We start from the raw sequence: 13,045 nt of genomic DNA on the forward strand, positions 1-13,045 counted from the left end.
TTGCGTCATCGTCGCGTCACAAAATACAGATAAACTGACAGCACAGTTCAATTATCCTATTAAGGGCACTCCTTTGAATACTAGAGCATTTATTCCTGTAATCGGCATGTTGGCATTAGCTGGCTGCAGTTCTGTTAATACGACATCAAACGCCTCTACTGATACTTATGTATACGGCACAAAATCTGTTTATGCTCCGCAAGACAGTGTAGAAAACTACAGTACAGTTCCAGCAAGCTACACACTGGTTTACACTGAGTTAGTCGCTCGTCACGGTTCTCGTGCACTTTCTAGCCCGAAATATGACGACATCAGTTTAAAAATCTGGCAAGCCGCCAAAGAACAAAACGCACTGACTCCTCTTGGCGAACGCTTGGGTGCTGAAATCGAGCGTTTAATGGCAGCCAACGTCAAAATGGGCTACGGCAACTTATCTAAATTGGGCAATCAAGAGCAAATTCAAATCGGTGAGCGTATGGCACAACGCAACGCCAGTTTGTTAAACCAAGCAGTGCAAAACCAGCAACAAATCTCTTTTGAATATTCAGGACAAGATCGCGCAAGAGACAGTGGTCTAGCATTCGTTCAAGGCTTAGAAAACGTCAATCCAGATTTGACGCCTCTCATCAGCAAGCCTGTGAAAAACAAAGCTCAGTTATACTTCCACAAGCAAGACAACAACAAAGACTACCAAGACTACGTCGAGGAAAATCCTCAACTACGCGCGGCAGTCGATCATTTATTTGACCAGCCAAAATCACATCAAGTCGCGCGAGAAATGCTAGAACGCGTTTATTCACCAGCCTTTGTCGATCAACTTGCAGAAGGCAAACTGTCTTTCGTCAAAGTTGGTAAGAAAAAACCAACCGTTTACAACGATGTAGAAGCAGCCATCCAACTTTTTAATCTTTACCTAATTGCTCCAGGGTTAGCTGATGAAGCAGGCGAACAGCCATGGAACTTCACCCAGTTCGTCACCCCAAAAGAATCTCAGTGGCTGTCTTATGTTTTGGATGGTGAAGATTATTACGAAAAAGGTCCTAGCTTCGCTGATACCAATATCACCTATAAAATGGCGTCCGTGCTAGAAGATGATTTTTTCAATGAGATCAAGGGCGTACAAGACGGCACAAATACCAAAGCAGCAAAAATACGCTTTGCCCATGCTGAAACCATCATTCCATTTGCCGCACAAATGCAGCTAAAAGGCAGTGAAGCTGGCGTGTCTCGTGACGCTGGCTATACGTTACAAACTAGCCCTTGGCGTGGCGGTTGGGTATCACCATACAGTGCAAATATTCAATGGGATGTTTACCGTACTCAAGCTGGCAGCTTGTTGGTGAAAATGCTTTATAACGAGAAAGAAACCGCTTTTAAAGACAGCTGTAAACCAATTTCTACTGGAAGCTATTTTTATCAATTCTCTGAGTTAACTCGATGCTACGATAAATAATAACTAGGCAGAAAACGCCAAACTTAATAATCAAAAACAGTCATAACACAAAAAATGTCATGGCTGTTTTTTTATTGCTTGAACTTTTTTTTACAACAGAACCATTGACTACTGAATCTGCCTTGCCATTATGATCATCTTATCAAGAGCAGTATTTAATGGCTTTGCGACTTCAGGTCTAATACGAGTATTTGCCGAACAATCATTGATGGCTGCCGCGTATTCTGTAAACAATTTTTTCTCTGAATAACGCTCACTAAGATGTTTAAAAAAAGTTGCTCTTTGGCGATCAAACAGCTTTTGCATCAACTTGGCTTGCATCTCGTTACCACCATACATGCTTAATAGTTTTGGCGTAATAACATCATTTTTAAGGTAATTTTTATAAGCAGATAAGCCACTATGAACGATTGCCATATCATCCAAGGTATAGTGATCGGAAAAATTGTCTAATGTAGTGTTGACAAAATCTACCAGAGCTAAACAAGAGTTAAGTTCATTAATTGAAGGATTCGCCGCAAACATCGCAGGCGAAAAAAATAAACTGAGGACAAGCATTAAGTGGTTTTTCGTTTTCACAGCCCTTCTCCTTTTTATTATTTTTGTATTGCGGATTAAATGCTCAACGGATCGCACTAAGCCCGTTTACATAAAGTAACACCAAGACTGATTTAAGCAAAAACTTATCGTAAATAGTTATCAACAATACTTCGCTGATCTAAACGACTAGAACACACAAATAATATAATGTCTTCAATATTAAACCGAGATTATCTGGCTTTGCAGCCCGATACCACTCGTTTTGTTGAGGGGGGATTATTTGCCAATTTATTAGCTGGGCGAATTGGTCTTGGAGCAAAATTACCGCCACAGTTTGGGCAACGGCCATTAGGAAGCATAGTATCGACACAATCGAGGCAAAAGGTACATTCAAAACTACAAATCATGGCATCTTCGGCTGATGGCGGTAAATCTTTATCGCAACACTCACAATTAGGCCTTAGTTCTAACATATATTTCCCTCCAACTCATTCAGCATAAACAGATTAGAATCTAGCTTATATAACATGAAGAACACCACTAAAACCTACGATCTTAGTGGTGTTCGAGTAACAAAAAATCTAAATAGTAATCAGCTTGCTAGCGTAAAACGCGCCATAGTTTGCTTCATCGCTGCACCTTGGCTACTCAGCTCTTCTGCTGCCGCAGCGCCTTCAACAGAACCCGCTGCATTTAATTCAACAACGTCACCGACAGAAACCATTGCTTGCGTAACTTCACTCACTGCCAAAGCTTGTTCATGGCTAGCAGATGCAATTTTCGCAACAATAGCCGATGTTTCATTTATTCCATCAAATACGGCTTGTAGAGACTTATTGGTATTTTCAGCAATAGAAACACCATTTGCAGTCTTGGACGATGATAGCTGTATTAACTTCGCCGTTTCAGCCGCTGCACCTGTACTTCTAGATGCTAAGCCACGTACTTCATCGGCAACCACAGCAAAGCCTCGTCCCTGCTCCCCAGCCCTAGCGGCTTCAATCGCCGCATTCAGTGCCAGTAAATTGGTTTGCTCGGCGATTTCATCAATGGTCTTAATGAAGCCAGCAATACTTTCTCCAGCGTCTTTAATTTCATTCATTGCTATAACCATTTCTTGCATATGAGCCTGTCCTTCAACCACCGCTTTCTGAGCTATTTCAGCTAACTGATTAGCCTCTCTAGCACTTTCAGCATTCTCACTGGTTTGTACCGACAGCTGCTCTAATGCAGCGGAAATAGTCTGCAAATTATCCTTCTGCTGAGTCGCGCCTTCTGCAAGAGAATGACTGAAAATCGATACTTGCGAACTGCCAGCGGCAATTTGATCTCCCGCATTTTGAATATCCATTAGAATAGCATTTAGGTTTTTCACCATGTCTTGTAAGGCTTGTCCAAGGCTGTCTTTTTCAGAGGCCAACACCACAGTTGCGGTCAAATCTCCATCGGCTATTTTTTGCGCTAAAACGGCCTTAGCTTTTAAGCTCTTCACCATAGTTCGGATAGCAGCGTATAAACTCGCTTCTTGCTCATTATTATTTGGTAACTGAACTTCTAAATCGCCATCTGCCACACTGCGAACTACATTTGTAACCAACGCAGGATCACCACCTAATTGAGTGGTCGTCGCACGGGTAATCAACCACGCCACGCCACCGCCCAACAGAATAGCAATCACCACCAACGCTTCGATTACATAAACCGCCGTCGTATTGCTTGTCACCAACTCAGGCCCAAGCAAGTCCTGCTCATTCTTGATAGATAACTTGAGATCTTCAGTCAGCTTAGTAACCTTAGAGCCAACAGGGTTTAAAGTATCATTAATAACGGCATTTCGATCTGATATCACCGCAACCACATTGTTAAACGCCGCTTTATATGTCGCGACATCTTTAACAACACTGTCCAATAACGCTTTACGATCAGGGTTTTGTAACTCATTGCTTAAGACTTTTAATTGGGAGTCTAGGTCTGCAAATTCTTTCTCAACTCTATCAACTGAGGATTGCGTATTAGATTCCAAAAACTTCAGCACATATAAACGCGCTAGTAGCAAACTTCTCGTCGACAGCGACGCATTATAGGCAGCAGAAACATCACCATCGTCTTTTGCAGACATCAGTATTTTAGTAAGGTCTTTTTCAATCGCAGGTCCATTAATATTTAAAACGTTATCAACTAATTCATTTCTTTGCTTTTTAAAATCAACAACTTTTTCAACCCCAGTAATATAAGAGCTTAAAGTCACATCCAATCCTTTCAGAACATCGACATCTTCAGCGTTATCAACATCAAGTTTCGCTTCAGCCATAAATTGCAGTGTATGTTCCCAATAAATATCGAACTCTTCTTTATCTTTTATATTTCCAGTTAAAATAAAATCTTTTTCTTTCATCCTTGCCATTAGCATATTGGCTTGAACTCTGCCTACAGCGTTAGTGGCTCTTGCCAAAGAACGGTATTCTTCAAAGCCATTTGATGCGTTATTTAACGCAAAATAGGCCGTAGATCCGACCAAGGCCAGTAGAATAATAACGACTGAAAAACCTAAATATAATTTTTTAGCGAATGTGAGCATATCCTTTACCTCATATCAATGACGAGACGTCCTAATTAAAAAGTAGAAGGTCATATCTAATATGAAGTGAATAAAATTGTATCTATTTGTAATAATTATTACAGGAGCACTAGAAAGCAGCTTTCAAGCCGCAAGCGCTTTAAACAAATTTTTATAATGGATTTAAAAATAGCCTTTTTTATCCTAAATGTTTTAACCTGATAGCTGATAAATAAGTGTGCGATTTAGCGTTTGTATCAAAGGCATAACAAATCGCCGCAAAACAGCTCAAGCTTTCTTTTACGAAATGGATTCAAGAAAACACATGACTAAACGCAATGCCACTTCTGCTGATGTCGCCATTTTGGCGGGTGTATCCCAATCTACTGTATCGCGTAGTTTCGATCCTGATAGTAGAATTTCGGAGGCGACTCGTCAGCGTGTTTTTGCCGCCGCTGAGAAGCTTGGTTATCAAATCAACAAAGCTGCGCAAACCATGATAAAGAAGCGTAGCGATCTCGTTGGTCTTGTCACAGCTGGCTTGGAAGACCCTTTTCGCTCTGAGTTTCTTCATAAACTGATCGTTGAAGTGCAAAACTGCGGACTTCGCCCCATGGTTATGGATGTGTCCAATCAACAAACCATAGACGAGGAATTACATGGACTGATTCAATATCAGCTAAGTGGTGTGATTATTACCTCAGGAACACCCAGTGAAAACATCGGAAAAGCCTTTATAAGACACGGTATTCCCGTGGTATTGGTAAACCGGACAGAGCACTCCGATGAAGCAGACATAGTTAATTTAGATAATGAAGGTGCCGGCGCCATAGCCGCAGAAGCGTTTATGAAATCAGGCAAAACCAACCTTGTCGTAGTCCGAGCAAAAAAGCCAAGCTTCAGCAGCGTAATGCGTGCCAAAGGCTTTTTAAATTATTTAGCATCCCATATAAATAACGACGAAATTCAAGCCACAGAAGTGCTGTGTGAAACCGGCAGCTACGATAGCGGCTATCAAATTGCAGATAAAATCTTAACTTCACAACATAAACCAGATGGCGTATTTTTCTGCATGGATCATATTGCGTGTGGCTTTCTAGATGCAGCCAAACAACTCATAACCGCCAAAGAAATGCAGTCTATCGGTGTCATTGGCTGTGATGACATTGCCTTAGCCCGATTTAAAGCCTATGACTTAACCACTGTGAAACAACCTTCAACCGAGATAGCAAAAGCGGCGGTGCAAACTTTATTAAACCGATTGAAATACCCTACTTCAGCACCCAGTAAGCAAGCTATTCCTGCGGAACTAATCTATCGCTCTACTTTAGCCAAGCCCATAACGGACTAACGTAGAAACCAAAACATACTATTTATACCGACCGAAATACGTTACCTATTGACCTCAATAGAATTTTTATTTCACATTAAATTATTTTTGAAATTTACCTTTCGTTATCAAGATTTGCCTAGTATGCTTATTTTGTTGTTCATACGTATGCACAACTATTTAAAACATCAGGAGGCAATATAAAAATGAAAAACTCTCCATATATCCTTAGCCTTGCTTTCGCGACAGCGGCGACATTTTGCGCCGCACCCGCTATGGCCAAAGGTAAGCTAAATGTTCTTTGCTCCACAGATACCGATTGGTGTAGCTTGATGGAAACAAGCTTTGAAGCAGAAACAGGTATTGATGTCTCTCTTATTCGTAAGAGTTCTGGTGAAGCTTACGCACAGCTGCGTGCTGAAGCTCAAAATCCAAAAATTGATATTTGGTGGGGCGGTACTGGCGACCCTCATCTACAAGCCGCAGCGGAAAAACTCACTCAGGTTTACAAACCAAAAGCCCTTCCCAATCTACGAGATTGGGCACAAAATCAAGCGAAAGTATCGGGCTACCGCACTGTCGGGGTTTACGCTGGTGCACTAGGTTTTGGCTACAATGAAGACATTCTAAAATCCAAAGGACTGCCCGCACCACAATGCTGGAAAGATCTAGCCAAGCCGATTTATAAAGGGGAAGTACAAATTGCCAACCCGAACTCATCTGGAACTTCGTACACAGCTTTAGCGACATTTGTACAAATGATGGGGGAAGACCAAGCTTTCGATTTCCTTGCTCAACTACATAAAAACATCAATCAATATACAAAATCTGGTTCGGCACCGATTAAAGCCGCTTCCAATGGTGAAACAGCTATCGGCATTACTTTTATTCACGACATAGTAAAACAAGTGAAAAAAGGCTACCCAGTTAAAGCCGTCGCGCCTTGTGAAGGCACAGGCTATGAAGTGGGCTCAATGAGTATCGTCAAAGGTGCTCGTCATCTGAAAGAAGCGAAAATCTGGGCAGAGTTTGCCTTACGCCCAGATATTCAAACCATGGCTGAAAAAGCCAATGCTTACCAAGTACCATCCAATAAGTCAGCGACAACGCCACCGGGCGCGCCAGACTTCGATACGCTAAAACTGATCGATTACGACTTTGCCAAATACGGGGCTGCGGACACGCGCCAACATTTGCTGCAACGTTGGGATAATGAGATCAAATCTCTACCACGTTAATCATTCAGACAAACCTTGGTTTTCCTGAGATCTGCTGGGCCTTAGTCCCAGTAGAGACTCAAGTTACTGTTTGGAGTATCGATCGTGAAACACTCTTTTATTCCGTGGCTGTTACTCGGCTGGATCGGTTTTTTACTGATGCCGTGGTATCTGCTCGAAGATGGCTTTTGGTCATTTGTCTGGTTAACCGACGGTTACCCTACTGACCTCTACTACGCCCCAGCAATTCTGCAAGGCATACTTGATGATAAGCTTTGGTTGCTGCCATTAGCCTTGCCTTTAATTGCGCCTTTGCGCCTAATTTCATTAACGAAAAGCGACCCTAGATACAGCCGCTATCTAATCTATTCTGGTGCTTTTGGCCTTATCTATATGATGGGCCAAGGTTTCACCATTGGCGTCAGTGGTTGGCAATTTGCAGGACTGGAGTCCTTATTTGGCGAGCTAGAATACCAACAATATGGTTTTGGCTACGGCGCCATGCTGTGTGGTTTGTCCTTCCTGATACTTTTAACCACTGGACTTGCTGCTACAGGCTTTTTGAAAGGTGATGTCTTTGTCACCGGAAGCATTGGTTTGATCGTCGCGTTGGTTGGCTTATTTGTCTTTTTCCCTGTCAGCCAAGTATTAATTAGCGCCTTCATGAACAACGACGGCATGTTTGCTCCAACGGCGTTTTTCGGTAAGTTCTTTAGCGATAATATTTGGTCGTTGTCGTGCCTCAGCGGCGGCTACGCTTGCGGCACTGCATGGAATTCCCTAACGCTGGCAATTCTGACAGCAACATTAACAACCTTGCTAGGCTTGTCTTTTGCGCTGGTCGTCACCCGCACAGGATTTCGCTGGAAAAGATCCTTACGCCTGCTCACTGTTCTACCTATTATCACGCCACCCTTTGTAATTGGCTTAGCGCTGATTCTATTATTCGGACGTTCTGGCGTAGTGACACAATTCTTCGCCGATGCTTTTAATATTGAACCAGGTCGATGGCTGTATGGCATGCCAGGCGTATTACTTGCTCAAGTATTATCCTTTACACCGATTTCCTTTTTGGTATTGATTGGCGTGGTGGAAGGCGTTAGCCCTTCTATGGAAGAAGCATCGCAAACCTTACGCGCTGATCGCTGGCGCACCTTTATCAATGTTTCACTGCCATTAATGCGTCCCGGTTTAGCCAATGCATTTTTACTGGCCTTCATTGAAAGTTTGGCCGACTTTGGTAACCCAATGGTACTGGGTGGTGACTTTGACGTGCTTTCCACCGAGATATTTTTCGCCATTGTCGGTGCTCAAAACGATCAAGGTTATGCGGCTGTCCTCGCCATTCTATTGTTGATTTTCACCTTAAGCGCGTTCTTCCTTCAACGTCATTGGATCGGCAAAAAGTCCTATACCACAGTAACGGGTAAAGCAGATTCCGGTGCTTACATGGGCTTAAACCACGGAATGAAGTTAGCTTGCTACATGACGGCCCTGCCTTGGGCAGCATTAACCATCGTCATTTACGGCATGATCATGTTCGGTGGTTTTGTACAAAACTGGGGCTACGATAACAGCTTTACCTTGCAGCATTATCAAGACGCTTTTTCTGTCGGATGGGGCGAGTTTGGTGTGATCTGGCAAGGCGCAGCATGGGATTCCTTATGGACGACGCTAAGCATTTCAGCCATTGCAGCACCTTTCACGGCCATCGTTGGTTTGTTGACTGCTTACTTGTTAGTACGCCAGCAGTTCAAATGGAAAAATGCTTTCGAGTTCGGCACCATGTTGAGCTTTGCAATTCCGGGTACTGTTATTGGTATCAGCTATATTCTTGCCTTTAACGTGCCGCCGCTAGAGCTTACTGGCACAGGCGTAATCCTGATTATCTGTTTTGTTTTCCGTAATATGCCCGTTGGCGTACGTGGCGGTATTGCCGCCATGAGTCAATTAGACAAGAGCTTAGACGAAGCCTCGCTCACCTTAGGTGCAAACAGCTTAATGACCTTCCGACGCGTGATACTTCCTCTGCTACGCCCTGCCATCATCGCAGCTTTGGTATACAGCTTTGTGCGCGCCATTACCTCGGTCAGCGCGGTTATCTTTCTTGTCAGCGCCGATCATAATATGGCGACGTCTTACATCATTGGCTTGGTTGAAAACGGCGAATTTGGTATTGCCATCGCGTACTGTAGCGTGCTCATTCTTGTCATGTTGACAGCCATTATCGCTATTAATTTATTTGTTGGAGAACGCCGTCTAAGACGCACGACATCTATCTCTCATTCTACCAAGTCGTCTTCTCTTTCCCGTCCCTCTCTAAAGGAGAAACAAGCATGAGTCTTCATTATCAACCAGGCTCAGTGAGCTTCGAAAACGTCATTAAAACCTTTGGCAATGTCACTGCCATTGATAACGTGTCTTTCACCATAGAGCCAGGCAACCTTGTCACATTATTAGGGCCAAGCGGCTGTGGGAAAACCACCACTTTGCGCATGTTGGCTGGGTTAGAGCACCCAACCTCAGGCCGCATCATGATTGGCAATAAAGACGTTACGCATCTACCTGCCACTGACCGAGACGTCAGCATGGTGTTTCAATCTTATGCTTTGTTTCCGCACATGACAGTGGCCGAAAACGTTGCTTACGGCTTAAACGCCAGCGGCGTTAATAAAATCGAAGCCAAGGAAAAGAGCGAAGAAGGATTGGAGCTGGTTGGCTTAGCAGACTACGGGCAACGTTATCCCAGCGAGCTATCAGGCGGACAGCAACAACGTGTTGCCGTGGCTCGGGCACTTGTTCTAGAGCCTGAAGTACTGCTACTTGACGAGCCTCTATCAAACCTAGACGCAAAATTACGTCGCCATGTTCGGGAAGAAATTCGCGAACTTCAGCAAAAAATCGGTTTAACCGCTGTTTATGTTACTCACGATCAAGAAGAAGCACTTGCTGTATCAGATCGTATTATCGTGATGAATCGCTCGGTAATTGCTCAAGAAGGCAGTCCGCGTGAACTCTACGAAGCGCCCGCCTCAAGCTTTATTGCAGACTTTATTGGTGACGCCAATCTCATCGAAGCAGACATCATCGCGACAGACGGAAAGACCGCAGACGTTGCCGTTGGCACGTTGCGCTGTTCTTTACCGCAACGAGGCTTTGACAAAGGCCGCGTGCAGCTAGCGGTGCACCCAAGTTCAGTGCGTTTATCCTTACGAGACCAGCAGTCCACTGGGCTTACAGGCACCGTTAGACGAGCTACCTACTTAGGCAACCAAATGCAATACGATGTTGATTCCGAAGTGGGTAGCTTATTCGTCGTCGACTATCGTGTTGAGCAAGCAATTCCCGTCGGTTCCGATGTGTCTATTGCGTTTTCAAATCGCGGTCTTGCATTAGTTAAGACGGCTTAGAGTGGAGAGTACACCTCATGTTTTTAGCTCATAACCTAATAGATCAAGCGGTTCTCGACCGATTTAATCAAGCAGAAAAAGTAATCAAAATCGCTGGAGCTCAAGCGTTGGAATATTTTCGAAATCGAGAAAAGTTAATCGTCGAAACCAAAATGGAACCACAAGACGTGGTCAGCATTGCTGACCGCAATGTGGAAGTCACCATTATTGAAGGCTTACAAGAGCACTTCCCGCAAGATGGCTTTCTTGGTGAAGAGCAAGGTATTACCAAAGGCGACAACCAGTATTTATGGGTCATTGACCCGATAGACGGCACCGCGTGTTTTCTCAATGGCATGCATTCTTGGTGTATTTCCGTTGCGCTCATGGTGAACGATAAAATTGCCTGTGGCCTGATCTTTGACCCAAACAGTAACGAACTATTTAGCGCCGTGGCTGGAAAGGGCTGTTTTGTAAACGACAAAAGCGTCGCAACATTAACAGTGAATTCAGTACAAGAAGGCGTGATGGGCTTAGGTACGTCTCACCGAGTTCCAGCATCGCTATGTGTGAACTTCATCGATAAGCTGTTAAACCAAGGTGGCATGTTTATTCGCAACGGTTCTGGTGCGCTCATGTTGGCTTACGTGGCGGCTGGTCGTTTGATTGGCTACTACGAACCTCACATCAACTCATGGGATTGTTTAGCAGGCCTGATCATGGTGGATGAAGCTGGTGGCTCAACCAATAACTTTTTATCAGGTGAAGGTCTGCTTAAAGGCAATCCTATCTTAGTATCGGCAAAAGGGATTAAAGGCTCTCTTCACAATATGACAGGTGTTAACTGATCTAAACGACTATCTCCCAACTTCGCCGCCTGACTGTTTAAATTAAGGAAGGCGGCTTTTTTTATCATTTTCATCAGCAGCAAAAACATCAAGACAAAATATTAGGAACAGTTTTATTAAGACGCTTGGGGCGTTTTTCCCAACGCACTTTGACTTCAAACTGCTGACTGTCTTCGTCTTCTGAGGCACTGACTTTTAGACGCATTAGCCCCTTTGGATCGAGAGTTAAGGAACCTTCTTTTTCTTCACTAAATTCCAGTTTGCCTTTAGACAAGCCTTTCGACAGCGCTTTTAGTACGTCTTGAATATCGTCGGCATCCAATAAGGCTTCATATTTGAATTCTGTTTTCGATTTCATAATGTTTATCCGTAGATTCCTTGTAATTCAGTAGCAGTCATTACTTTTACGGTTGGATAATCGCAACTTAGTCCGACAATGCCAGTGTCCTTGCCGATCAAGGTTGCACCGATACCGTGGCCCTTTAAACCTTCCGCGGTACGAGAATGGCAGTCCAAGGTGATATCCGCTTCCACATGCACCAAGCCTTTTTTGATGGTAATACGCTGGCCTTGCTGACGGTTGATGTGACCTTGTACAACAACGTGAATACCGGCTTTGTGAATCGCATTTACGCCGCGCTCAGTTAACGGAAGATCGGCATCGCGGTATTTTGTCCGAAACGTATTGGCAATCGAACTGTAGTAAAAGCTGAATAAATCGCGACGTTTTAAATTGCGGTGGAAGGCTTTGTTCGCGTACTTAGTGCCGCTTTTCAGCAACATTTGCCCCATACTGTCGTCCAAACCAGCATGCAAAAACAAGAAGGAACCACGCTTGGCGACCAACTCCATTCTGCGGAAAAACCAATTAAATTCGCCTTTTTTATGCAAAAACAACTGCTGGCATTTCAACGACGTCGCATACACTTGTCGCAAGCTCAATCCTGCTGACAAGCAATGCTTCTCGAAACTGTGATTCTTAGATTCCATTTTGCGCACTTCGCGATCGATACCTTCCACAGTCAAAAAGCCTGCAGCATGAAACGGAAACTCTTTAAACCAATCGTCGCCGGGGAAAAGTAGATCTCGACACGTTTCTTCATCGGGAATTTTCTTATCCCAATGGGTATCCGCTAAATATTCATCGAAGACTTCATTAAACAGCGGCACGACTTTTTTACCCATGCGTACGAAAAAGTGTTGGTTGCCCACGTCCTTCTTGCGCGCCAATGCTAACAATCCCATCAACAAGCGCAAGTCGTGGTTGCCAGCCAACAAGGTTATGCGTGCTTTAAGTTTATAAAGCTGTTTAACACTGCGCAGTAATTTGAGATTGCTCGGCCCTTTATCCAAACAATCACCACCGACAATAATTTCCGACTGTTTGCCTTTTTTCGTCAGGGAAAGATGTCCCAAGCCCGATTTTTTCTTGCGTTCAGCTACGCCAGCAGCAATCAAGGAATCCTCAAAAGCCACCGCATCGGCATGAGGGTCAGAAATAAACACCACAGAACGCTTTGGCCAGCGCAGCTTACTCTTTTTGAACAAAGACGGAGTTTCATTCGGCTCTAAAACGTGACTGTTTACCGAGCTTTCATCTCGAGGCCAAGCCGTCCATTCACTCGGTAAACGCGCAATGATATCGGAGTGATGGGGGCGATCCGTTATGGCTGGAATAGGGCTCAAAATAGGATTCGGCATAAGAAATGAT

The 13,045-nt window shown here is 44.0% G+C and carries 11 protein-coding genes; 7 read left to right on the top strand and 4 right to left on the bottom strand.

Translation table 11 applies throughout. From position 1 onward, the window contains the following. The first annotated feature begins 73 nt into the window (after window positions 1–73). Window positions 74–1,453: a histidine-type phosphatase gene (locus tag BUA59_RS04835; RefSeq protein WP_245813092.1), complete on the top strand. Its 1,380-nt coding sequence runs from the start codon at window positions 74–76 to the stop codon at window positions 1,451–1,453. A 108-nt stretch (window positions 1,454–1,561) separates the two neighbouring features. On the opposite strand, the gene BUA59_RS04840 is transcribed toward BUA59_RS04835, so the two are convergent. Then, window positions 1,562–2,032, bottom strand: coding sequence for a hypothetical protein (locus BUA59_RS04840; protein ID WP_072838598.1), 471 nt, complete (start codon window positions 2,030–2,032; stop codon window positions 1,562–1,564). Between the two features lie 168 nt (window positions 2,033–2,200). On the opposite strand from BUA59_RS04840, the gene BUA59_RS24335 reads away from it, so the two are divergent. Then, window positions 2,201–2,494 carry a hypothetical protein gene (locus tag BUA59_RS24335; RefSeq protein WP_425435099.1) on the top strand — a complete coding sequence of 98 codons (294 nt, stop codon included), beginning with the start codon at window positions 2,201–2,203 and terminating at the stop codon, window positions 2,492–2,494. 91 nt (window positions 2,495–2,585) lie between these two features. Here the strand turns inward: BUA59_RS24335 and BUA59_RS04850 are convergent, their stop codons facing one another. Beyond that, window positions 2,586–4,571, bottom strand: coding sequence for a methyl-accepting chemotaxis protein (locus BUA59_RS04850; protein WP_072838599.1), 1,986 nt, complete (start codon window positions 4,569–4,571; stop codon window positions 2,586–2,588). A 304-nt stretch (window positions 4,572–4,875) separates the two neighbouring features. On the opposite strand from BUA59_RS04850, the gene BUA59_RS04855 reads away from it, so the two are divergent. From BUA59_RS04855 to BUA59_RS04875, 5 genes are all read left to right on the top strand, one after another. Next, on the top strand, window positions 4,876–5,901 hold the full coding sequence (locus BUA59_RS04855; RefSeq protein ID WP_072838600.1) for a LacI family DNA-binding transcriptional regulator: 1,026 nt from the start codon (window positions 4,876–4,878) through the stop codon (window positions 5,899–5,901). Window positions 5,902–6,086: 185 nt separating this feature from the next. Continuing rightward, complete coding sequence (locus BUA59_RS04860; protein ID WP_072838601.1) at window positions 6,087–7,118, top strand: ABC transporter substrate-binding protein; 1,032 nt, start codon at window positions 6,087–6,089, stop codon at window positions 7,116–7,118. A gap of 84 nt (window positions 7,119–7,202) precedes the next feature. Beyond that, window positions 7,203–9,437: an ABC transporter permease gene (locus tag BUA59_RS04865; RefSeq protein ID WP_245813093.1), complete on the top strand. Its 2,235-nt coding sequence runs from the start codon at window positions 7,203–7,205 to the stop codon at window positions 9,435–9,437. Beyond that, a complete protein-coding gene (locus tag BUA59_RS04870) occupies window positions 9,434–10,507 on the top strand; it encodes an ABC transporter ATP-binding protein (protein ID WP_072838603.1) in 1,074 nt (357 codons plus the stop codon). The genes BUA59_RS04865 and BUA59_RS04870 overlap by 4 nt, the downstream gene beginning before the upstream one ends. Window positions 10,508–10,524: 17 nt before the next feature. After that, entirely contained in the window at window positions 10,525–11,334 is an 810-nt protein-coding gene (locus BUA59_RS04875) for an inositol monophosphatase family protein (protein WP_072838604.1), read from the top strand. A gap of 88 nt (window positions 11,335–11,422) precedes the next feature. On the opposite strand, the gene BUA59_RS04880 is transcribed toward BUA59_RS04875, so the two are convergent. Both BUA59_RS04880 and BUA59_RS04885 read right to left on the bottom strand, forming a co-directional pair. Next, on the bottom strand, window positions 11,423–11,692 hold the full coding sequence (locus BUA59_RS04880; RefSeq protein ID WP_011977997.1) for an amphi-Trp domain-containing protein: 270 nt from the start codon (window positions 11,690–11,692) through the stop codon (window positions 11,423–11,425). A gap of 5 nt (window positions 11,693–11,697) precedes the next feature. Beyond that, a complete protein-coding gene (locus BUA59_RS04885; protein WP_072838605.1) occupies window positions 11,698–13,035 on the bottom strand; it encodes a metallophosphoesterase in 1,338 nt (445 codons plus the stop codon). Window positions 13,036–13,045 lie beyond the last annotated feature (10 nt).

Origin of the sequence: Marinomonas polaris DSM 16579, assembly GCF_900129155.1 — a bacterium.
Classification (GTDB): domain Bacteria; phylum Pseudomonadota; class Gammaproteobacteria; order Pseudomonadales; family Marinomonadaceae; genus Marinomonas; species Marinomonas polaris.